Source organism: Ectothiorhodospiraceae bacterium BW-2, from assembly GCA_008375315.1.
GTDB lineage: Bacteria > Pseudomonadota > Gammaproteobacteria > Thiohalomonadales > Thiohalomonadaceae > BW-2.
This window is the reverse complement of record CP032507.1, coordinates 2,160,197-2,182,370: the sequence shown is the minus strand read 5'-3', so window position 1 is coordinate 2,182,370 and position 22,174 is coordinate 2,160,197. Positions and strand designations below refer to the sequence as shown.

The window sequence follows — 22,174 nt, the reverse complement described above, 5'->3', positions numbered from 1 at the left end:
GTAACGACTGTATGGGAACCAATGTAACCGCAACCACTAACAACAAGTACATTCATAAAAATATTGTTACCATCAAGATGTAAACTGTTCCAACTGCCTAACCCACTGATTAAATTGTGGGCAATATTTACGAATCACATCAATGCCTATGGCCTCTGCGATAATCGGTCCATGTTCTGTTTTGCTGTAAATTCCGTCAGGAAAAATTTTTTCCAGTCGCTTTGATGGTGCTGTTTCACGGCTATTATTAATCTCTTCCGGCGATGAAAAGTCGTTCCTAATCTCTTGCAACAGGCTTTTAATTTCTTCTGACCAACCCTCAATCACCCACTCAAAGTGATTGATATCACTAAATAGTAATCCTTCAAATTCATGCATCTGTACATAAGGGAAAATACGCCACCGCTCGATCTGAGGGGCTTGATTGACTATCTGCTTAATAATCTCATTTTCCAGGTCACTTCGACTCCTTCCTGCTAAATCCCTGAATCCGTAATAATCGACTAAACTGGTCACTCCATCTGCCTGATAATACTCCGTTACCATTTGCGTCACTAACCGTTCCATCGTTACTCTGCCACCACGGTGGCGACCTGATCGAGCCTGTAAAATGGAAGGATAAACCACAACCCCCCTGAGTGTCAAGATACCCTGAGACCACCCCTGATGAGAAATGAATGTAGAATCAGGGGGGCAACAGAGGAGATACACGATGCCCAAAGATACTACCGTTTTACCCTCCAACGAGGTTACCGACCCCGATGAAGAGAAGCGCTCCTACCGCAAATTTAGTGAGGAAGAGAAGCTTCGGATCCTAGCAGAAGCAGAGCAGTGCAAGGAGCCGGGTCAGCTAGGCGAGCTGCTGCGCAAAGAGCAGATCTACAGCTCCCATCTGACCAAATGGCGCCGACAACTGCAAGCACAGGGGCAGGCTGGCCTGAAAGGGAAACAGAGTGGTCGCAAACCGAGCCTAGACAAGCGAGATAAGGAGATAGAGCGTTTAAAGAAGGAAATTCAGCGTCTTAGCCAACGGTTACAGCAGACCGAAGGGGTGATTGCGCTCCAAAAAAAAGCCTTCAGCTTATTGGAGCAGATGAACACAGAGATAAGCTTATGAGATTAGTTGAAAAAGAGTGCCCCAGTTCGGTGAGCATAAGAGCCGCTTGCGATAGCCTAGCGCTCTCGCGTGCAGGCTACTACCGCCGACAGGCTCCGGTTGTCTCCCCCCGAGCGAGCCTTCCAAGACCCGTCGCAGCCAATGCGCTGAGTGAGGCAGAGAGGCAAGCCGTTCTGGGGCTTTTGAACAGCGAACGATTCTATGACCAACCTCCGGCAGAGATCTATGCTAGCCTGCTGGATGAAGGGAAATATTACTGTTCAATCAGTACGATGTATCGGATCCTTCGTGCTAATCAACAGACGGGAGAGCGGCGAGCTCAAAAACCGGCCAAATCACACGCTATCCCCCGATTACGGGCGACCCGCCCGAATGATGTTTGGACATGGGATATCACTAAGCTTCCCACCACAGAGCAGGGTAACTTCTTGAATCTCTATGTGGTGATGGATCTCTACAGCCGTTTTATTGTGGCTTGGATGGTCTCAAGGAAGGAGAATAGTGAGCTCTCCAAGCTGTTAATCAGTGACGCAGCGGCTCGCTATCGGGTCGCGCTCAGTGGCTTAACACTGCATCAGGATAGAGGTGTGCCGATGACCGCCAGAGGCTATCTCGACTTGATGGCCGAACTGGGGATCACCTGCTCCCACAGCCGTCCACGAGTCAGTAACGACAATCCGTTTAGCGAGAGTCAATTTAAAACACTCAAGCAACAACCCGATTATCCTCAACGATTGACAGGAGTTGACCATGCCAGAATATGGTTTAGTGACTATGTTGACTGGTACTGTTTCCACCACCACCATCGAGGGATTGCGTGGTTCACTCCAGAGCAGGTATTTACCGGTCGTTACAAGGAGGTTAGCGAGCAGCGTGAACAGGCGCTGAAGCAGGCCTATCAGCAGCATCCGAAACGCTTTATTCATGGTGAGCCCAAGGTTAAGCAACCCCCTACTGAGGTATGGATTAACCCCGCTCTACCGGAGGAGGGGGTGGGGTCGCTGGAGGTCAACTATCCAACCCTGAATAGAGCGAAGGAGAGATGAGTGACGGTGCCGCTAGTGGGTCTATCGTCGATGGCTTTAGCCGGTTGTGGTGGCTGAATGACAGAGCGTTATCCATAGCCCGCCCCCCGGAGACCCCCTTATTATCGTAGGGGGGCGGGCTGTGGGTAACGCGGTGCAGGAGGGAGGTTCCTAGATTAGGGGTTGCAGTTCGCCTTGCAGCTCCCCCTTGCTGAAGGGCTTGGCTCTTGCGGCAAAGGGCCATGAGGGTCATGTTCGCTCCTTGTTGCGTCATGACTCAACATAGGCGAAATTTGCCGGTGAGGGCAGTGGCAATCACCGGCTAGATTTAGAGCTTTATTTTTTTAACAACTGGTCTCAAATTACTTGACAGCTTCCGACCCCTTGTGCAAAAAGGTGGTGATAAAGCACATTTTGCACAAACAGACTTTCAGTTAGCCCTTCACAAATAACACAAATACGCTTCACTGATTGCGAACTAATGGCTCTTTTAGCCAAATTTCGGAGTTGAGATAGTCTTGCTCCAGCCAGCGTTGATAGTCAGCACTAGTTAAAGAGCGTAATGTAGTCGCACCATCATAAAGGTCGGCAACTATGATATTTTCCAGTTCAAAGCAGTCCACCAACGCCGGCGACTGGGTAGCGATAAAAAGCTGACGCTTTGCAGCAAGTCGACGAATCATCGCTGCAATCAGGGTAATTGCCGATGGATGCAGCCCTAATTCGGGTTCGTCAATGAAGATCACATCAGGCAACTGATCTGTGGGAAGATTAAGCAGCGTAAGCAGGCAGAAAAGCCGCAAAGAGCCGTCGGAAGTTAAATGGGCACCAAAAGTTTTGTCACTTTGGCGACTTTTCCAACGCAGCTCGACTCTACCAGCAACGGGTACGAGTACGAAGTCATCAAAAGTAGGAAGAACGCGCTCTATCTGACGGGTAATCAGACGATATCGCATGGGATCACACTCTTGCAGGTGTAGAAGCACTGCAGCAAGGTTACCGCCATCACTACGCAGCCAGCTAAAATCGTTCACATCCCAACGATTATGTATAGAGGCTTGTGCCGAGGTATCATGAAACTGATAGGTTGCGCAGTTGCGTAGCAAATGGACAACTATTTTTGCGGTTGGGTTCACTTGATCTGGCAGCTGCGCCTCTTTGCTTGCACTGGCAAGTTCTGTCCAGCGGGCGGTAGTCCGTTTTTGGCTATCTGAGTAACGATAGGCCTCTTCGGTTAGCAAGACACTATCACCAGCTGGCAGATGAGTTAATGCAAAGCGGTAGTCATTATCTCCCTTATTTGTCTGGATAGATATCTCAATCCGAATACGGGGAGTTTTTCTTGCCCCCATAAAAAACTGATCATCCCCACCGCCATGGGTAATCACAAACTCCTGTAACTTTTTCCCTTTCAACATCCAACTGATTAACTCAAACAACCGAATAAAATTGGATTTACCCGCACCATTTGCCCCAATCAGCACACTCAAATTACCGAGTTGAAGTTGCTCAACCTGAAGAATGCTCCGGAATCCCTCTATTGAGATCGATTGAATGTGACCTTTTATCACTGATTTATTCGCCATCAACTTACAAACGGTGTCAGGTCTTGCATTAACGTATTGAGGAAAGCCACCCTAATTTCTATCCACCAATCAGCAGCGGGTAATCAAAAGAACTGCTTATCTTTCGCAATGGTAGCTGACTATTCCGCTCTGTCCGGGCTTGCAATAACTGTTTAACCACATCACGCGCAATAGTTAAAGTCTCCTCCACGGTTTGTCCTTGTGCAACTAAACCCTGTATCTCATCTGAAGTAGCTAAATAACCGACTCCGTCATCCAAAGCCTCAATATGAATATTGACGATATGTTCCACTCACATAACCCCTTTGGCTAACACCAAAATCAATAAAGCGTAAAATAAACCGATCCCACGCCTGTATTGCATCATCATCCATCATATCTAGCTGATCTGCATGCAGAAATAACATTAGTTTCAATTAAGTTAATGCGTAATTTACATAGTGCAAGTGCCGCTGACACTGCTGCCAACTTGTACAAGATAAAGGCCGTATATCTATTAGGGTCAGGCTGGTCAGTAGGTGATGTCTGTGAGGCTCTTTTGATCAGCGAGAAAAGCGCCCGCCACTACTTTGATAGCTATCAGGAGTACTCACTTGAAGGTCTTTTACAATCAAATTGTACAGGGCGTACATGTCGATTAAGCGAAGAGCAGCAACTTGATTTGATAGCTGAGCTCAACATAAATATTTACCCAACCGTTGATGCGGTTATTGACTATGTTCATCAGCAATGGGGAATTGCTTATAGCGAGAGTGGTATGCGCTATCTTTTGCATCAATTAGGTTTCTGCTACAAAAAATACCACTTAGTCCCGGCCAAAAGTGACGAAACGGCTCAGGAGGAATTTATTGAGCGTTATCAGCAACTCAAGCGTGACAAAAAGGAAAACGAGCCTATTTATTTCATGGATGCAACACACCCGCAGCACAATACACATAGTGACTATGGATGGTTTAAGAAAGGGGAAGATCGCTTGATTGAAAGTAATACAGGTCGACAACGCCTGAATATCAATGGGGCGATCGAGTTAACCCATTTTCATCTGGAATATCGGCTGGATGATACCATCAATGCACAATCAACGATTGAGCTGTTTATTCAACTGGAAAAAGCACATCCTGAAGCAGAAAAGGTTTTTGTGATTGCAGACAATGCCCGCTACTACAGAGCTAAGATAGTCACAGAATTTCTACAGAACTCCAAAATTGAGTTAATCTTTTTACCCCCATATTCACCGAACCTGAATTTAATTGAGCGTTACTGGAAATTTTTTAAAAAGAAGGTGAAATCTAACCGATACTATTCAACATTTAAAGAGTTTAAAGCCGCTTGCTTAAATGTCTTGGAAAACAGTCAAAATTATATCGAGGATTTGGAATCATTGTTAACTGAAAATTTTCAGATTATTAGAACATAGTGAAAACGGGAAATTCAAGCTGCGGTGAGTATATCGTAAAAACACATATACACAACAACCCCATAGAACATTGCATTGATATTATCGGCATAAATACAAATCCATAAAACAACAATTAATCAATAAATAGCGGGTTTAGGTGACCAAGCGGGTGGTGCTGTAATCAGCATCCAGAGTAAATAATTTATAATCCTCGGTCATACACTCTTACCCTGTTGTTCTATCGATTCAATAATTGATGCAATGTTATCCAGTATGCTGGCCAGATAGGCTATTGTGGCAACGGCTTCATTAAGATAACTCGCTTTAATATAATTATCTTCAGGATAGTCATGTGAAAACTGATTTCGTAAGGCACGAACTTCTTGCCACCGAGTTACATTATCGACAAATCCTAACTGTTCCAAACGGTTCAATTTATCGATCATCGGTCGATGTTCATAGGGTTCTTGCAGATAGCGTAAGAGTGCATTAAACAGCGTTCCTCCCATACTATCCTGTAATTTAGTAAAGCGTAAAATAAACTGATCCCACGCCTGTATTGCATCATCATCCATCGTATCTAACTGATCTGCTTGGAGAGGCAACATTAGCTTTAGCTCGGTTAATGCATAATTTACATAGTGCAAGTGCCGCTGACACTGCTGCCAACTTGTAACCAGTTTGCTCTCGCGCTCGTTCACTACAATGCAACCCCTTTTTCGTACGCAACCGAATAGATTGCCGGTCGATTTTCCCGATTAGGATAATCGACTAAAATGTCGATTTTCTGCTCCCCTAGCTCACGATAGAGTTGAGCCAAAAACCGATTTTTAGCTTTAACCAACTCATCCGGCTGACTTATATCTGTCTCAATAAGCAGATCGATATCGCCGCCGCGCTTACTGTCATCCAGCCTCGATCCAAACAGACGCACAACAGCCCGCTGACTAAAACAATCTATTGCCGCCTGTTTGATAACTGCCCGTTGTTTTTGACTTAAACGCATTTTATAGCAACCCTGCTCACAACTGCTAGGTTGTACTGCGATTTTAACAGCAGTGTGTTAATATCATCCCGATTTAACCCCTCACCGCGACTAAAGCGCTCTTCAATCTCCTTAATCTGCGGCGAGATCATCTCAATTAACATATCATCAACTTTGGTTTTGTTCATCGGATAGCCCTTAGTCAGAACTTAATCTACATTCTGTAGATACCAAGCATAGGTCTGGGCTAATCCCTGCTTCAACTCTATCTGATACCGCCACCCCATCGCCGTTAATCGACTCACATCAATCAGTTTTCGCGGTGGTCCATCAGGCTTAGAGCTATCAAATACAACCTGCCCCTTATATCCCACAACCTCGGCCATCGTCTCGGCTAACTCCCGAATGGTAATATCCTTACCCGTCCCGACATTAATATGCGATAACATCGGCTCGGTATTCGCCTGATAAGTTGCCTCATCTAGCTCCAGCACAAACAGTGACGCCGCCGCCATATCATCGACACAGAGAAACTCCCGCATCGGTTTGCCACTACCCCACACCACCACCTCCGGCTGATTTTGCAGCTTCGCCTCATGAAAACGGCGCATTAGAGCCGGAATGACATGCGAATTTTCGGGATGAAAATTATCATTTATGCCATAAAGATTGGTCGGCATCACCGAGCGGTAATCGGTACCATACTGCCGGTTATAACTTTCACACAGCTTAATTCCGGCAATTTTTGCTATCGCATAGGGCTCATTAGTCGGCTCTAGCGTATCAGTTAACAGCGCCTGCTCCTGCATCGGCTGCTGCACCGCTCGCGGATAGATACAAGTACTACCTAAAAAGAGTAGCCGTTTAACCTGATGGGTATAGGCCGCATGAATCACATTAGCCTCTATCATCAAATTTTGATAGATAAACTCCGCCGGATAGGTGTTATTCGCATGAATCCCACCCACCTTAGCGGCTGCTAATATGACATAATCGGGTCGTTCCGTCGCAAAAAAGTCGTTTACCGCCTGTTGATTGGTAAGGTCGAGTTCGTTATGGCTTCGGGTAACCAGATTGGTGAAACCGCGCTGTTGTAACTGACGGACGATTGCCGAACCGACTAAGCCACGATGACCCGCAATATAAACTCTGTCACTCAATTGAATCATGCTATTTTCAGAATACCCACAATAAGTGCCATTGAGGCAGCCAACATTAATCCTAACTTAATCGTTAACGAATACTCCAACTCTTTGAGTTTCATATCAAAGTGTTCTTTACTAACTAACTGCTCTTCAATAAGTCTTTTCTGTTCTGATGCAAAGAGCTCAGCCTGTTCTTCTGAAAAGCCAACCGCCTGTAACTTTTTTACAAACTGATGCGTATCAAAAGTTAGTGTACTCATGGGTTATCACTCCTTAGTTACCGCCACTTCATAACCATGATGCTTTAATAGCGCATGACGTTTGGCCTGATCCAAATCATACGCCACCATCTCCTCCACCATCTGCTGTAGCGTAATTTCCGGCACCCAACCGAGTTCCGAGTTAGCCTTAGCCGGATCGCCGAGCAGGGTCTCGACTTCAGTCGGACGGAAGTAGCGCGGATCGACCGCAACAATGGTATCGCCCACTTTTAATGCCGGGGCATTATCTCCCGCAATCGCAGTGACGGTCGCGATTTCGTTCACACATTCACCCGTAAACGCCAAGGTAATCCCCAGCTGTTGCGCACTCATTTCGACAAATTGGCGTACTGAGTACTGCACTCCGGTGGCAATCACAAAATCTTGCGGCTGATCCTGCTGTAACATCATCCACTGCATGCGCACATAATCTTTCGCATGTCCCCAGTCGCGCAGGGCATTCATATTGCCCAGATAGAGCTTCTTCTCTAACCCTTGGGCAATATTGGCGAGGCTGCGGGTAATTTTACGGGTAACAAAGGTCTCACCCCTGCGTGGCGATTCGTGGTTAAACAGAATACCGTTGCAGGCGTACATGCCGTAGGCTTCGCGATAGTTAACCGTTATCCAGTAGCTATAGAGCTTTGCTACGGCATAAGGACTACGCGGATAGAATGGCGTGGTCTCGCGCTGGGGTACCTCTTGTACTAAACCAAACAGCTCTGAAGTGCTTGCTTGATAAAAACGGGTCTTCTGCTCTAACCCTAAAAAGCGAATCGACTCCAGCAGGCGCAGCGTGCCTAATCCAGTGACATCAGCGGTGTATTCCGGTGATTCGAACGATACCGCTACATGCGACTGCGCCGCAAGATTATAGACTTCGTCCGGTTGCACTTCGCTAAGGATGCGGGTGAGATTAGAGGTATCGGAGAGGTCGCCGTAGTGCAGTTTCAGCTTCGGATTCGGTTCGTGCGGGTCTTGGTAGATGTGATCGACCCGTTGGGTATTAAAGCTGGAAGCGCGGCGCTTGATGCCGTGGACTTCGTAGCCTTTTTCGAGTAGAAATTCGGCGAGATAGGAGCCGTCTTGACCGGTGATGCCGGTGATTAATGCTTTTTTGGTCATAATTGTATATTCCCTTACTATAAAATTGAGTAGAGATAACGGGGTTAAGTCTAAAAATAAAGTATCATATTGGTTACAAAAACTTTATGACTAGACCAGTCAAAATCCAATCTGACGGCGCACTTTACCATATAACTTCCCGAGGTGATCAGTGGGAGGTCATTTGTGAAGACGGTGACCATTGTTGGTATCCCAACACGCAAATTGGAACATTGTAGGTTTTTTCATGCAACGCTCAGTATGGAGTCAAAGTCGCGCTCGATATAGCCATGGTTCGTCAGAATCGTTTTTACCGTAAGCGGGGAAACACCAAAGGTATCCGCAACACTCGTTTGGTTTTCATCCGAGTAGTCATTTCTCATTTCATTTACTAATTGTTCTGCTGGACACAATAATTCAGCGGCAAACGCTCGCTGAAGTTTCTGGCGGTAGGTATAGGTTCTCGTAGCTAACGCCAAATTATCTTGCTGGCAAAAGAGTGAATCGGCCAATAATCTTGAAAGTTCAAATCGTTTTGCAGTGTCTCTTTTGGCGCGCAGTAACACATAACTTTTTTGATTTTCTAGCGTAAGTTTATAGGGTAAATCTAGTGGATTATGGCATTCACTATTTAATGCAGCAATTCAGGGGCAGCTCCATAACCGACTAACTTCATAAACTTACATTGGCAAAAAAATTATTTTTTCCAGCAAAAATAGCCATATATCTTCAATTTTGAGAGGTAACCGCATGTCAACTGCACGAAAATCAGCTTCGAACCAATCCGTCCGGTCTAAAAAAAGAATCGGAATAAACGTAAATTACAGCGCAAAGATGTCGTCTATCAACTCCACCTGACCATCACACACTTCTTTCCTGCTCTCTTTGAGCAGATGAGAGAGCTGGATGAGTGCCGGACATCTACCAATTATGATTTGGCGGCTCTTATTACGGCCTGCATTGCCATGTTTCTCTTTAAAGCCGGTTCTCGTAATGAAATGAATAATCTGCGCGAAGAGAAACGCTTTCGCAAAAACTACCAGCGGTTGTTCAAAATGCCGCTACCTCATATGGATACCGTCGATAATATCATGCGACAACTCACGGAGGATCAACTGCAAAAACTGACTCAATCCATGGTTAGGGCGCTGTTGAAAAAGAAGATATTCCACAATCAACGGCTGTTTGGTGAATGGTTTGTCATCGCGGTGGATGCGAGCGGGATTCATAGTTTTACAGAGTGTCCCCATGATCAGGCGCTGCACAAAGACTACAGCAGCGGTAAAAGTAGCTGGCATAACATGGTTTTAGAGGCCAAACTGATTACCGCTAACGGCTTCGCCATCTCCATTGCCACAGAGTGGCTGGAAAACCCCGAAGAGGGCAACTATGACAAACAGGATTGTGAGCGTAAGGCATTCAAACGCCTAGCAAAAAAGTTGAAATCGGCGTTTCCGCGTCTACCCGTCTGTCTGGTTGCCGATGGACTCTATCCTTATCAGGGATTCTTCGAAATTTGCTCAGAGTATGGTTGGGGCTGGATAGTCACCTTCAAGGATGGCAATCTGCCATCTGTTTGGGAAGAGGTTAAATCCTTGTGCCAGTTAACATCCGGCAATCAACGAAAAATCATTATACGGCAACAGGATAATGTCATTGAGCAAAACTATATATGGATTAACGATATTGACTATCATGGCGTGAAACTACACTGGCTGGAATGCATAGAGACAACCACCGACAAAGAGGGGCAGATAACTGAAAATCGGTTCGTTCACATTAGCTCCTATCCCATCAACTGGAATACGGCACCGGAATTGAGCCGTACCGGACGCTTACGCTGGAAAATAGAGAACGAAGGCTTTAATACCCAAAAAAATCATGGATATGCATTAGAGCACAAATTTTCACGGGTGAGTTATCTGGCGACCAAGAATTACTACCAGTGCTTGCAAATAGCTCACATCATCAATCAGTTACTGGTATTGAGCAAGACATTTCAAAGTGTTATGCAGGGGAAGATGACCTTAAAGCGCATCTGGGGAAAGATGATTGCCGTTATGACTGAACGAAAACTGTCGGTAACGAAATTAGCCCAACTCACCGGGCGCCCCTGCCAGATTCGACTCATCAATTAAAAGACGATGGAGATCCCCGCTCCGAAATTCGGGATAACCCTCATTACACACTGGAGACAAGCTCACTCAACACTGCTGTACAATTTGAAATAGCTGACTTTTCAACAAGGAAATGTTGAGAAGAGGGGGTGTTATTGTCGCCAAGAAAGCGAGGCTATGTAGTGATGCTGGTTTGGCGGTGACTCTGAATTGCTGCTGAAAGTTATCCATCTTGACAAAACCCTTATCGATAAGGGCATTAAGACAGTAGTTAACCCCGTCGAGACTCATACCAATCTGTTCAGCTAACTCGCGCTGGGTTAGGGTCGGGTTCTGCTCTAACAGGCGCAACAGACGAAAATGGTTATCTTCCTGACGAAGATGCTGACGATTGGCCATATATAGATTTAATATCCGTTTAATTGAGCCACTTTAGGCACGCTACCGCCCTTCTGTGTCTCGTTCAGAGTGAGTAGGGGGGTGTTGATTTTGGTTCATTGTCGAACAAGTATAACTGCTTTAGGGTCTGCTGTCTCTACATTTTCTGGTGGGCAGTGGGCAATAGATTAACGACCTTAGGATGGGGATCTATCACCCGAAGTAATGACTTCAGTTTATGCTGTAGTTTATCTGGTTCGATTATTTGCGGACGCAGGCGCGATGGTTTATGGGGCTGTTTAAGATGACATACCACACGAATACGCTTTTTACGAAAAACTGTTCGTGCCAACTGTTTTTCATCCGCATAGCTGCTTTGGTACTGCGCAGCCTAATGTCTATCCACCAATCAACAGCGGGTAATCAAAAGAACTGCTTATCTTTCGCAATGGTAGCTGACTATTCCGCTCTGCTTGGGCTTGCAATAACTGTTTAACGACATCACGCGCAATAGTTAAAGTCTCCTCCACGGTTTGTCCCTGTGCAACTAAACCCTGTATCTCATCTGAAGTAGCTAAATAACCGACTCCGTCATCCAAAGCCTCAATATGAATATTGACGATATGTTCCACTCACATAACTCCTTTGGCTAACATCAAAATCAATAAAGCGTAAAATAAACCGATCCCACGCCTGTATTGCATCATCATCCATTGTATCAAGCTGATCTGCATGCAGAGGTAACATTAGTTTCAATTAAGTTAATGCGTAATTGACATAGTGCAAGTGCCGCTGACACTGCTGCCAACTTATAAGAAGTTTGCTCTCGCGCTCGTTCATTACAATGCAACCCCTTTTTCGTACGCAATAGAATAGATTGCCGGTCGATTTTCTGCTCCCCTAGCTCACGATAGAGTTGAGCCAAAAACAGATTTTTAGCTTTAACCAACTCATCCGGCTGACTTATATCTGTCTCAATAAGCAGATCGATATCGCCGCCGCGCTTACTATCGTCTAACCTCGACCCAAACAGACGCACAACAGCTCGCTCATTAAAACACTCAATTGCGGCTTGTTTGATCGTTTGACGCTGGTTTTAATTTAAACGCATTTTGGCCCTGTTCATGCTTTCAATGCTTTCATCAGTCCGTTAGGGGTTGGGCACGCTATGCTTTGCCCAATCGCCAGATGACGAAACGATGAACAAGGCCGATCAAAACTCTTAATGATGCTCAGGAAACAACCCAGGCAACCAATAGGGAGCTAGCTGAGCAGGAAAGGCAAACTGTAACGGTTTTCTTGGTGTCTCACTATCCATAATACCCGCTTCAATCAAACTAGCAACCATGCGACGCGCATGGCGATCACTGCTTCCCATCAAGCCGGCAACTTCACCACGAGGTAACGATCCCCGATATAGCAGTGCCTCAATAACCCGCCTACTATGTTGAGGAAGCTGCCCCGCACGAGTTGACTCTTCTGCCCAGCGTAAAATTCGTTCGCGCATCTGCTCAGGCTGTAGTAACTGCTCCATAAATTTAATCTCATCCAGCGCAGTCTCAAGAAAAAAACGACTAAACGCAGCAAGGCTCTCTTCACTCAAATGACCACGACCATAGTCAGTAGTCAGTAGTCAGTAGTCAGTAGTCAGTAGTCAGTAGTCAGTAGTCAGTAGTCAGTAGTCAGTAGTCAGTAGTCAGTAGTCGACTATTTTAGCTGGTGCTGTGTTCTGTCAACTGATAACTGCCCCCCTACTTCGCTATAAACATATCTGCCAGTTTCAGTACGGTGACAATTAGCGCAATAATACCTATCGACCAACGCATATTGGTGTTAATCGCTTGACTTATTTTGAGTTCGATATTTTTTTCAAACACATCCAGGCGGCGGTTTACATTAGCTTCGAGGAGTTTGAACTCTCCTTTTAAACTTGCTACATCAGTTGTGACTTCATCCAGTTTTTCATCCAAATGGTTGATGTGGTTATATTGCGATTTTAGTAATAGAGTATTAATATCATCCCGACTTAATCCTTCGCCACGACTAAAGCGCTCTTCAATCTCCTTAATCTGCGGCGAGATCATCTCAATTAACATGTCGTCTACTTTAGTCTTGTTCATTATTTTTTCACCTCGCTTCCACACATCCAAATTTTCAAATCGCATTCAACTACCACTTTAGGCACGCTACCGCTCTTCTGTGTCTCGTTCAGAGTGAGTAGGGGTGTTGATTTTGGTTCATTTTCGAACAAGTATAAATATTTTTGAGTCTGCTGTCGCTATACTTTTGGGTGAGCAGTGGGCAGCTTTCAGATGTGGTTATCCCCTACTCTACCACCACTCCCTGCATTGTTTCGCTTAGCTTTTTTGCGAGGGTGCGCTTGGCGGTTGCATCGCCGTGTACGAGGCGTATCCGTTGCGGCCCCTTACGAATGCGTTTGACGAATTTGAGCAGATCGTTTTGATCGGCATGAGCCGAGTAACCGCTGAGGGTGTGAATTTGTGCCCGAATGGTAATGCGCTGACCGTCGAGGTCGACATAGCCGCCACGGGGGCCATATTTTTGAATGATTTGGCCGGGCGTACCAGCAGCTTGGTAGCCGACGAAGAGGATGTCGGTGCGGCTATCATCGAGCAGTGCCTTGAGGTAGTTCACCACGCGCCCACCGGCACACATACCACTAGCGGCGATAACGATGGCGGGGCGGCCGCTGCGTTTGAGGTAGTCGATAATGCGCAGGTGGGCAGCGTGCTCTTCGACGGTGAGCAGGGTGTCGAAGGCGAGCGGGTGGCGGCCACGAGCGAGGCGCTGCTTGGCTTCAGCATCCCATTCGTCACGCAGTTCACGGTAGGCGCGGGTCATCTTTGCCGCCAAGGGCGAATCAATGATGATGTCGAGTTCGCTCCAGTCGATACCGTCGGCGACGGGCTGTTGACCATAGCGATGGAGAATCGACTCAAATTCGTAGAGTAGCTCTTGGGTGCGACCGATGCTAAAGGCGGGAATAATCACCGTGCCCCGGTCGCGCATCGCCCGTTCAACGATGCTGCGCAGCTGTTTAACTCGTGCGGCACGGCCACTGTGGGTGCGATCGCCATAGGTCGATTCGAGAATAACATCATCAGCACGCCATGGCGATTTCGGTGCCGGTAGCAACGGGGTATAAGGTGCGCCAAGGTCGCCGCTGAAGAGGATATGCCAACGGCCATCGGCGCTGTTAGGAGCTAGACCGTCGCTGAGTTTTATTTCAACATAGGCCGAACCGAGGATATGGCCGGCAGGATGGAGTTTAATCTGCCACCCTTTCGCTATGGTGTGCCACTGTTTATAGCCGAGCGGGACAATCAGCGCCTCAATTTTACCGATTGCCTGTTTGATAAGGCGTTCGTTGCGGGTGACACCGACCTTAAGCGCATCTTCGAGCACCAACGGCAGCAGTTTGGCCGTCGCGTGGCTGCAGTAGATCGGCTGGTTGAATCCGGCGGCGAGCAGGTAGGGGATGCGGCCGACATGGTCGATGTGGGTGTGGGTAACGATAAGTGCCTGAATGTCGTCAAGCGGGAACTCGATAGCGAGACGATCGGCCGCGGCCCCGCTGTCGGCGGCTTCCGCACCCTGAAACAGGCCACAGTCGATTAGCAGCGAGCGACCATCTTGCAGCCTGAGTTGGTGGCAGGAGCCGGTGACGCCGTTGATGGCGCCGTGGTGATGGATGGTGTACATGAGTTTTTAGTGGGCAGTGGGCAGTGGGCAGTGGGCAGTGGGCAGTGGGCAGTGGGCAGTGGGCAGTGGGCAGTGGGCAGTGGGCAGTGGGCAGTGGGCAGTGGGCAGTGGGCAGTGGGCAGTGGGCAGTGGGCAGTGGGCAGTGGGCAGTGGGCAGTGGGCAGTGGGCAGTGGGCAGTGGGCAGTGGGCAGTGGGCAGTGGGCAGTGGGCAGTGGGCAGTGGGCAGTGGGCAGTGGGCAGTGGGCAGTTTTTAGCTAGAATCCTTAGCTGTCAACTGCAAACTGATAACTGATAACTGCCAACTCCCTACTTCGCTATAAACATATCTGCCAGTTTCAGCACGATGACAATTAACGCAATAATACCTATCGACCAGCGCATGTTGGTGTTAATCGCTTGGCTGATTTTGAGTTCAATATCTTTCTTAAAGCCCTGCATCTGTTCTTCAAAGAGATCCAGACGATTATTTACATTGGTTTCGAGGAGTTTAAACTTTCCTCGTAAACTATTAAACTCACCCTTAAGGCTAGCGACATCAGCGGTGATTTCATTCAGTTTTTCATCCAGATGGTTGATGTGGTTATATTGCGATTTAAGCAGAAGCGTGTTGATATCATTCTGCTGCAACCCCTCTCCCCGACTAAAGCGCTCTTCAATTTCTTTGATTCGCGGACTAATCATTTCGATTAGCATGTCATCGACTTTGGTCTTATTCATTGTCTCTTTTTCACCTTAGCTGTTGCCTAAAGGCGTGAGTAGATAGGCATATTCGACCTTATCGTTACTGTATCGAAACCGCTCCATCTTAACGCCCCTCTTATCAGTGTATTTCTTCCATTCTTGCTATAGGTAGGAGCATCTCTTTAACGCAATGCTGACAAAGATCCACGAATAACATCGTTTCATCACTTATCGCTGAACCATACCCACATTCGTGTTCGATAGAAAGATACTCCTGAAACTCGAATAATTCGTCATCCTTTTTAGTTTTCCTACCACATCGGTCACAAACAATTTCTTCCACTTCATCAACAGTAATTGTTACTTTTTTTGTCAATTTCATTAGTTGGTAGCCTATGTTTTTTGGGTTGACTCTCTTAGTGCAATGACTTCTTCGATGGTCAGTCTACTAATGCTAGCTATCTGTATGTCATCTTTCATTATCGGTATCAATTTTTGCGCAACCTCTACTGCCTTCTCGTATTTGCCTTCTACTTTACCCTCAACTCTACCCTCAGTTCTACCTTCATCATGAGCGGTATCGATGACATTTTTTAAATCACGATAGTACTTCAGGCTGCTCTCATACGCTTCACGCTCTTGTGGTTCAAAGCGGGCGATTTGCGCTTGTTCAAATAACTGCTCAAAAACAGTCTCTTGTAGCTTTTGCGGAATATTATCTAACTCATGCAGATGCCGAAATAGATAGAACCACTTCTCTTGCAGCGTTTCTAGTTCATCAATACTCTTTTTAAAGTTCGGTAGGGTTAAATAGATAAAGGTTAGTTTATCGTAAAACAGTTTGTTCGCTTGATCTTTTAGCTGTACCTGATGAATCACCCGATGCTTCTCGTTCTTATCTTGTTTATCTTCATCAAAAATAAAATCGAGAATACCGATACTATAGACCGCCGCTAATTTAAAGTTCCACTCCCCTCTTTGCGCCTGTTGTTGGATCGGAAAAGTCGCATAGTAGAGGCTGCGATCTTTAAAGAAGTTTTGCTTCGCTTTTTGTAATTCGACAATAAAGTAGTCGCCATTTTGGCTGACACAGCTTAGGTCAAAAATCGCTTTGCGATCTAATACCGTCGAACCCGACTGCTCATTTTTGCTAAAACTGAGGTCGATAATATGGTGCTTTTCCGGCAAGAGCGTATTTAGAAAGCTAATTAGGTTTGGCTTGCTTGCCTCTTCACCAAAAATTTTTTTGAAGCCGAAGTCGGTGAAGAGGTTAATGTAACGGTCGGGCATTGCAAGAATCCAGTGGGTAGTGGGTAGTAGGCTGCTATTTTAGCGGGTGCTGGGTTCTGTCAACTGATAACTGCAAACTGAAATCAATAGTCTATATTTTTTGAATTGATTCTCTTAATGGGCCTTGTTCATCGTTCCGTCAGGCTTGCGGTTTCTATTATGCCCCTCCAACCAAGTGTGATTCAAACCGTGCTTTTTAAACGACCATCTCTTCCGGTAATCCACGGCGTGTAGGGGCTTTACCTTGGGTGAGCGTATCGAATCGGGACTGCTGGATGTATTGGAGTCGCTGGTCGAAGCGGCCTATAGTAAACGATCGGCCACGGCGCTTAATCGTGCTAACCTACGCCTGTAGCGGGTTAAACACCTGTGGCGACTGGCGCTGGAGTTGAATGTCATGGCTCGGCGGGGCAAGCGCCACAAGGGGTCGATGCTGTGGTTTAGTCTCAATCTGGAGCAGGAGCTAGTTAAACTGCAACAAGAGCAATTAACAGCTACAGCATCACAGACAGGGTGCGCTCGGCCAATCGGGCCTTGCTCATCTCCACTTCCCGCTGGGAGAGGCGAAGAGGGAAGGCGAGGGAGTCATGCCTCATGAGGGTGACGAGACGATGAACAAGGCCGATGTCTTCAATGGGAAATTCGATGGCGAGGTTTTCGGCACCGGCACCCTGCTGCGACACTTCGGCACCCTGAAACAGCCCGCAATCGATCAGCAGCGATCGTCCATCGGCCAGCTTGAACTGATGACAGGAGCCGGTGACGCCGTCGATGGCGCCGTGGTGGATTAGGGAGTAGTCGGGCATGTTGTTGCTAACTGTTTGTATATTTTCATGCTTAGTTGTGCAGAGCGTTTCCAGACTTCCAGCTCTGCAAACTTAGGCACGCTACCGCCCTTCTGTGTCTCGTTCAGAGTGAGTAGGGGGTGTTGATTTTTGTTCATTGCCGAACAAGTATAACTGCTTTGGGGTCTACTGTCGCTACGTTTTTTGGGTTGATTCTCTTAGTGCAACGACTTCTTCGATGGTCAGTTCACTAATACTGGCTATCTGCGCCGCATCTTCCATTATGGGCAGCAATTTTTGTGCAACCTCGACCGCCTTTTCATGTTTGCCTTCATCTTTACCTTCATCATGAGCCGTCTCGCCTCAATTGGGCAGATTGGCGTTGTCTAACCGGGTCTGCTGAATGATCTGTTCCATCGGCTCAATCGCCACGACCCTACTTTTTTACAGTCAAACCCCCATCCAGCTATGGATCACCGCTTGTCCTTCGAGGTAATCTTGGTTTTGACACCGCCGATTGTGGTGGTGATGTCGAAAGCGCCCCGTTTCCAAACTGCAACTTTGCCGGTATAGCATCCGGCATATTTGCCGGTCGGTTGTTGCAGTTTCACGATATCGCCCGTCTGAAAGCCCTGCACCCGCTTGACCGATTTGGCAGCGGTACGGGGGAATCCATAGCGATTCATGCAGCACATTTGTCGGGAGCCGCGTCCGACTGCGGCAATAGCGAGCGGCTTGAGGGTGGATGGAATAGTGACGATTACGCCAGACTCACCCACACAGGCGGCATCAATCTTAACAAAATCAGCGGTGAGGATGCTCAGCAATTCAGGGGCAGCTCCATAACCGACTAACTTCATAAACTTACATTGGCAAAAAAATTATTTTTTCCAGCAAAAATAGCCCATATATCTCCAATTTTGAGAGGTAACCGCATGTCAACTGCACGAAAATCAGCTTCGAACCAATCCGTCCGGTCTAAAAAAAGAATCGGAATAAACGTAAATTACAGCGCAAAGATGTCGTCTATCAACTCCACCTGACCATCACACACTTCTTTCCTGCTCTCTTTGAGCAGATGAGAGAGCTGGATGAGTGCCGGACATCTACTAATTATGATTTGGCGGCTCTTATTACGGCCTGCATTGCCATGTTTCTCTTTAAAGCCGGTTCTCGTAATGAAATGAATAATCTGCGCGAAGAGAAACGCTTTCGCAAAAACTACCAGCGGTTGTTCAAAATGCCGCTACCTCATATGGATACCGTCGATAATGTCATGCGACAACTCACGGAGGATCAACTGCAAAAACTGACTCAATCCATGGTTAGGGCGCTGTTGAAAAAGAAGATATTCCACAATCAACGGCTGTTTGGTGAATGGTTTGTCATTGCGGTGGATGCGAGCGGGATTCATAGTTTTACAGAGTGTCCCCATGAACAGGCGCTGCACAAAGACTACAGCAGCGGTAAAAGTAGCTGGCATAACATGGTTTTAGAGGCCAAACTGATTACCGCTAACGGCTTCGCCATCTCCATTGCCACAGAGTGGCTGGAAAACCCCGAAGAGGGCAACTATGACAAACAGGATTGTGAGCGTAAGGCATTCAAACGCCTAGCAAAAAAGTTGAAATCGGCGTTTCCGCGTCTACCCATCTGTCTGGTTGCCGATGGACTCTATCCTTATCAGGGATTCTTCGAAATTTGCTCAGAGTATGGTTGGGGCTGGATAGTCACCTTCAAGGATGGCAATCTGCCATCTGTTTGGGAAGAGGTTAAATCCTTGTGCCAGTTAACATCCGGCAATCAACGAAAAATCATTCTACGGCAACAGGATAATGTCATTGAGCAAAACTATACATGGATTAACGATATTGACTATCATGGCGTGAAACTACACTGGCTGGAATGCATAGAGACAACCACCGACAAAGAGGGGCAGATAATTGAAAATCGGTTCGTTCACATTAGCTCCTATCCCATCAACTGGAATACGGCACCGGAATTGAGCCGTACCGGACGCTTACGCTGGAAAATAGAGAACGAAGGCTTTAATACCCAAAAAAATCATGGATATGCATTAGAGCACAAATTTTCACGGGTGAGTTATCTGGCGACCAAGAATTACTACCAGTGCTTGCAAATAGCTCACATCATCAATCAGTTACTGGTATTTAGCAAGACATTTCAAAGTGTTATGCAGGGGAAGATGACCTTAAAGCGCATCTGGGGAAAGATGATTGCCGTTATGACTGAACGAAAACTGTCGGTAACGAAATTAGCCCAACTCACCGGGCGCCCCTGCCAGATTCGACTCATCAATTAAAAGACGATGGAGATCCCCGCTCCGAAATTCGGGATAACCCTCATTACACACTGGAGACAAGCTCACTCAACACCGCTGTACAATTTGAAATAGTTGACTTTTCAACAAGGAAATGTTGAGAAGAGGGGGGGTATTGTCGCCAAGAAAGCAAGGCTATGTAGTGATGCTGGTTTGGCGGTGACTCTGAATTGCTGAGGATGCTAACGGTTTATGAGGAGTTATGTTATTTCTTAATAAGCTCTTGAAGGTATCCTCTCCAAATCCTAGGGTCACTGCCCACCCGAGCGCCATCTGCTCCTGATGCCTCGGACAAAATTCGAGATTGAATCGTGACGCGATTCGGTGCAGCATATCCCCATGAACCCTGAACTTCTCGAAACACTCCGTCAGCTGCGTATCGACATCGACACCATTTCCGATGAGGTCACTCGTTCCAGTGTGGTGCTCCTGCTCAATCTGATTGAAGTCTTGGCTGCGGAGAACCAAGCCTGAAAGCAGAGAACCAAGCGCTCAGGGATGAGAACAATCGCCTGAAGGGCGAACAGGGAAAACCCGATATCCGCCCACAGAAAAAGGGAAGCGGCGATATTTCGTCGGAACAGGAGCGCAAAACCGCCAAGAAGCCACCGAAAACCAAAACCTCCAAAAAGAACACCGTGAAGATCCAGAAACAGGCGTTTTGTCCGGTCGATCGCCTCTCGCTGCCGAATGATGCTCAATTTAAGGGCTACGAGTCGTATGTGGTTCAAGATGTGATCCTGCGTCCCGAGAACACCGAATTCCTGCGTGAAGTCTACTACTCCCCCTCGTCTCATCGGCGGTTCATCGGCGCACTGCCACCGGGCTACCACGGTAGCTACGGCCCCGGCCTCAGAACCCTGGTCCTGTGCCTCTACCACGACTCCAACATGAGTCAGCCCAACATCCACGCGCTGTTAGAAACCATCGGTATCGTCATCTCGAAGGCGATGATTTCCCGCATCATTACGGATGATGCGGCTCAGTTCCACTCGGAGAAACAGGAGATTGTCACGGCGGGATTCCAGTCGACGTGTTACCAGCACATTGATGACACAAGTGCCCGGGTGAACGGCGTCAACCACTACAACCACATTCTCTGCAATCCGTACTACACCGCCTATTTTACTCGCCGCCACAAAGACCGTCTCACGATATTAGAGCTGCTCCATCCGGTTCAAGACGACATGCGCTACCTGTTAGATCAGTCAACATTGGAGCTACTCACTCATATCTACGCGCTGTCGGAGAAGCAACTTCAGCGGCTACAGCCGCTTATCAGTGCTAAGCTGATGCAACGCTTAGAGATAGAGACGCTTCTGGACGAACTGTATCCAGTATCAGGCGGGCAGTTGACGAATCGCCGTCGCATTCTGGAAGCTACGGCGCTGATGACTTTTCTGCAGCGGGATCCGCTGTTGTTTATTCTGATCTGCGATGATGCGCCACAATTTAAGGGGATCTTGAGCGACCTGATGCTCTGCTGGATTCATGAAGGTCGGCACTACAAACGGCTCAGTCCGTTTCTAAAACTCCATCAAGCGCAGCAGGAACGGGTCTTGGGTGAATTCTGGGACTACTACCGTGAGCTGCTCAGTTATAAAGAGGCGCCCTCTGAAACGGAATCGGAGCGCCTCTCTAACCGGTTTGATGAGCTCTTCACTCAAACGACGGGCGATGCACCGTTGGATGACCGGTTACGGAAAACAGCGGCTAAAAAGTCGAATCTGCTGCTCGTGTTAAAGTATCCGGAGCTACCGCTGCATAACAACTCGGCCGAACTCGCCGCCCGTGCGCAGGCGCGCAAACGGGATGTGAGCTTTCAGACTCAAAACGCAAAGGGTACCGAGGCCAAAGATACAATGATGACGATCGCGCAAATCGCCAAAAAGCTGGGGGTCAACCTGTTCGATTACATCTACGATCGACTTAGCTCTGCCAAAAACCTGCCATCACTGGCCGAAATCATCAGGCTCAAAGCCAGCTCGGTATTAGACAGTACCTGAGCTCTCGGTCATGGGGGCGGGGGCTACCCTGACTTTTGGAGAGGATACCTCTTGAAGTGCTTCATTAAATTTTTCTTCAGTTTCGTATTGATTGTCGAAAAAGTTACCATCTTTATAACCGAATAGGATAAGGTTCGATCTCACTGTGTGAAAGAAAAATTCATCATATCCTTTGTTTACAGATTCAAAATATCCAGTAAGAAATCCGACGATGTAATTAATAGACATGTT

Annotated in this window: 27 protein-coding genes and 2 pseudogenes; 7 read left to right on the top strand and 22 right to left on the bottom strand. The window is 47.2% G+C overall.

The window, feature by feature from the left end; all coding sequences use genetic code 11:
* Positions 1-72: 72 nt before the first annotated feature.
* Positions 73-567 carry a DUF4276 family protein gene (locus tag D5085_10460; GenBank protein QEP43510.1) on the bottom strand — a complete coding sequence of 165 codons (495 nt, stop codon included), beginning with the start codon at positions 565-567 and terminating at the stop codon, positions 73-75.
* Positions 568-673: 106 nt separating this feature from the next.
* Between D5085_10460 and D5085_10455 the strand changes: the two genes are divergently transcribed.
* The gene (locus D5085_10455) at positions 674-1,117 is read left to right on the top strand and encodes a hypothetical protein (GenBank protein ID QEP43509.1); all 444 of its coding nucleotides are present in this window, start codon (positions 674-676) and stop codon (positions 1,115-1,117) included.
* Positions 1,114-2,163 carry an IS3 family transposase gene (locus D5085_10450; protein ID QEP43508.1) on the top strand — a complete coding sequence of 350 codons (1,050 nt, stop codon included), beginning with the start codon at positions 1,114-1,116 and terminating at the stop codon, positions 2,161-2,163. Before D5085_10455 ends, D5085_10450 begins: the two co-directional genes overlap by 4 nt.
* A gap of 443 nt (positions 2,164-2,606) precedes the next feature.
* Here D5085_10450 and D5085_10445 read toward each other — a convergent pair whose 3' ends face one another.
* Both D5085_10445 and D5085_10440 read right to left on the bottom strand, forming a co-directional pair.
* Entirely contained in the window at positions 2,607-3,728 is a 1,122-nt protein-coding gene (locus D5085_10445) for a hypothetical protein (protein QEP43507.1), read from the bottom strand.
* A gap of 58 nt (positions 3,729-3,786) precedes the next feature.
* Positions 3,787-4,020: a type II toxin-antitoxin system HicB family antitoxin gene (locus D5085_10440; protein ID QEP43506.1), complete on the bottom strand. Its 234-nt coding sequence runs from the start codon at positions 4,018-4,020 to the stop codon at positions 3,787-3,789.
* Positions 4,021-4,152: 132 nt separating this feature from the next.
* Between D5085_10440 and D5085_10435 the strand changes: the two genes are divergently transcribed.
* The gene (locus D5085_10435; protein QEP43505.1) at positions 4,153-5,145 is read left to right on the top strand and encodes an IS630 family transposase; all 993 of its coding nucleotides are present in this window, start codon (positions 4,153-4,155) and stop codon (positions 5,143-5,145) included.
* A gap of 197 nt (positions 5,146-5,342) precedes the next feature.
* Here the strand turns inward: D5085_10435 and D5085_10430 are convergent, their stop codons facing one another.
* From D5085_10430 to D5085_10405, 6 genes are all read right to left on the bottom strand, one after another.
* Positions 5,343-5,735 carry a hypothetical protein gene (locus D5085_10430; GenBank protein ID QEP45128.1) on the bottom strand — a complete coding sequence of 131 codons (393 nt, stop codon included), beginning with the start codon at positions 5,733-5,735 and terminating at the stop codon, positions 5,343-5,345.
* Between the two features lie 92 nt (positions 5,736-5,827).
* Entirely contained in the window at positions 5,828-6,133 is a 306-nt protein-coding gene (locus tag D5085_10425; protein ID QEP43504.1) for a nucleotidyltransferase domain-containing protein, read from the bottom strand.
* Positions 6,134-6,321: 188 nt separating this feature from the next.
* Positions 6,322-7,272, bottom strand: coding sequence for a GDP-L-fucose synthase (locus tag D5085_10420; protein QEP45127.1), 951 nt, complete (start codon positions 7,270-7,272; stop codon positions 6,322-6,324).
* Between the two features lie 5 nt (positions 7,273-7,277).
* Entirely contained in the window at positions 7,278-7,517 is a 240-nt protein-coding gene (locus tag D5085_10415) for a DUF1640 domain-containing protein (protein ID QEP43503.1), read from the bottom strand.
* Between the two features lie 6 nt (positions 7,518-7,523).
* Positions 7,524-8,642: a GDP-mannose 4,6-dehydratase gene (gene gmd / locus D5085_10410; protein QEP43502.1), complete on the bottom strand. Its 1,119-nt coding sequence runs from the start codon at positions 8,640-8,642 to the stop codon at positions 7,524-7,526.
* 224 nt (positions 8,643-8,866) lie between these two features.
* Positions 8,867-9,133 (bottom strand): hypothetical protein, encoded by a 267-nt coding sequence (locus D5085_10405; protein ID QEP43501.1) that lies wholly within the window; start codon positions 9,131-9,133, stop codon positions 8,867-8,869.
* Between the two features lie 381 nt (positions 9,134-9,514).
* Between D5085_10405 and D5085_10400 the strand changes: the two genes are divergently transcribed.
* Positions 9,515-10,759: a hypothetical protein gene (locus tag D5085_10400; protein QEP43500.1), complete on the top strand. Its 1,245-nt coding sequence runs from the start codon at positions 9,515-9,517 to the stop codon at positions 10,757-10,759.
* A gap of 66 nt (positions 10,760-10,825) precedes the next feature.
* Here D5085_10400 and D5085_10395 read toward each other — a convergent pair whose 3' ends face one another.
* The 6 genes and pseudogenes from D5085_10395 to D5085_10370 all read right to left on the bottom strand — a co-directional run bounded on the left by D5085_10395 (position 10,826) and on the right by D5085_10370 (position 14,839).
* On the bottom strand, positions 10,826-11,137 hold the full coding sequence (locus tag D5085_10395; GenBank protein QEP43499.1) for a winged helix-turn-helix transcriptional regulator: 312 nt from the start codon (positions 11,135-11,137) through the stop codon (positions 10,826-10,828).
* Between the two features lie 377 nt (positions 11,138-11,514).
* Positions 11,515-11,748, bottom strand: coding sequence for a DUF1902 domain-containing protein (locus D5085_10390; protein ID QEP43498.1), 234 nt, complete (start codon positions 11,746-11,748; stop codon positions 11,515-11,517).
* A gap of 207 nt (positions 11,749-11,955) precedes the next feature.
* Positions 11,956-12,227, bottom strand: a pseudogene (locus D5085_10385) (nucleotidyltransferase domain-containing protein).
* 111 nt (positions 12,228-12,338) lie between these two features.
* Positions 12,339-12,719, bottom strand: a complete 381-nt coding sequence (locus D5085_10380; GenBank protein ID QEP43497.1) for a hypothetical protein — start codon at positions 12,717-12,719, stop codon at positions 12,339-12,341.
* Between the two features lie 148 nt (positions 12,720-12,867).
* The gene (locus tag D5085_10375) at positions 12,868-13,281 is read right to left on the bottom strand and encodes a hypothetical protein (protein QEP43496.1); all 414 of its coding nucleotides are present in this window, start codon (positions 13,279-13,281) and stop codon (positions 12,868-12,870) included.
* Positions 13,282-13,441: 160 nt separating this feature from the next.
* Complete coding sequence (locus D5085_10370; GenBank protein ID QEP43495.1) at positions 13,442-14,839, bottom strand: MBL fold metallo-hydrolase; 1,398 nt, start codon at positions 14,837-14,839, stop codon at positions 13,442-13,444.
* A gap of 86 nt (positions 14,840-14,925) precedes the next feature.
* Between D5085_10370 and D5085_10365 the strand changes: the two genes are divergently transcribed.
* Positions 14,926-15,132, top strand: coding sequence for a hypothetical protein (locus D5085_10365; GenBank protein ID QEP45126.1), 207 nt, complete (start codon positions 14,926-14,928; stop codon positions 15,130-15,132).
* A 14-nt stretch (positions 15,133-15,146) separates the two neighbouring features.
* Here the strand turns inward: D5085_10365 and D5085_10360 are convergent, their stop codons facing one another.
* The 5 genes and pseudogenes from D5085_10360 to D5085_10340 form a co-directional block, all read right to left on the bottom strand.
* Positions 15,147-15,557, bottom strand: a complete 411-nt coding sequence (locus D5085_10360) for a hypothetical protein (protein QEP43494.1) — start codon at positions 15,555-15,557, stop codon at positions 15,147-15,149.
* Between the two features lie 103 nt (positions 15,558-15,660).
* Positions 15,661-15,903, bottom strand: coding sequence for a hypothetical protein (locus tag D5085_10355; GenBank protein ID QEP43493.1), 243 nt, complete (start codon positions 15,901-15,903; stop codon positions 15,661-15,663).
* Positions 15,904-15,914: 11 nt separating this feature from the next.
* Complete coding sequence (locus D5085_10350) at positions 15,915-16,811, bottom strand: Rpn family recombination-promoting nuclease/putative transposase (GenBank protein QEP43492.1); 897 nt, start codon at positions 16,809-16,811, stop codon at positions 15,915-15,917.
* Positions 16,812-17,461: 650 nt separating this feature from the next.
* A pseudogene (locus tag D5085_10345) lies at positions 17,462-17,617 on the bottom strand (RNA procession exonuclease).
* A gap of 452 nt (positions 17,618-18,069) precedes the next feature.
* On the bottom strand, positions 18,070-18,423 hold the full coding sequence (locus D5085_10340; GenBank protein ID QEP43491.1) for a hypothetical protein: 354 nt from the start codon (positions 18,421-18,423) through the stop codon (positions 18,070-18,072).
* Positions 18,424-18,674: 251 nt separating this feature from the next.
* On the opposite strand from D5085_10340, the gene D5085_10335 reads away from it, so the two are divergent.
* Entirely contained in the window at positions 18,675-19,919 is a 1,245-nt protein-coding gene (locus D5085_10335) for a hypothetical protein (GenBank protein ID QEP43490.1), read from the top strand.
* Positions 19,920-20,305: 386 nt separating this feature from the next.
* Here D5085_10335 and D5085_10330 read toward each other — a convergent pair whose 3' ends face one another.
* On the bottom strand, positions 20,306-20,818 hold the full coding sequence (locus D5085_10330) for a hypothetical protein (GenBank protein QEP43489.1): 513 nt from the start codon (positions 20,816-20,818) through the stop codon (positions 20,306-20,308).
* A 9-nt stretch (positions 20,819-20,827) separates the two neighbouring features.
* Between D5085_10330 and D5085_10325 the strand changes: the two genes are divergently transcribed.
* Positions 20,828-21,943, top strand: coding sequence for a hypothetical protein (locus D5085_10325; GenBank protein ID QEP43488.1), 1,116 nt, complete (start codon positions 20,828-20,830; stop codon positions 21,941-21,943).
* Here D5085_10325 and D5085_10320 read toward each other — a convergent pair.
* Entirely contained in the window at positions 21,929-22,171 is a 243-nt protein-coding gene (locus D5085_10320) for a hypothetical protein (protein ID QEP43487.1), read from the bottom strand. The genes D5085_10325 and D5085_10320 overlap by 15 nt on opposite strands.
* Between the last annotated feature and the right edge of the window lie 3 nt (positions 22,172-22,174).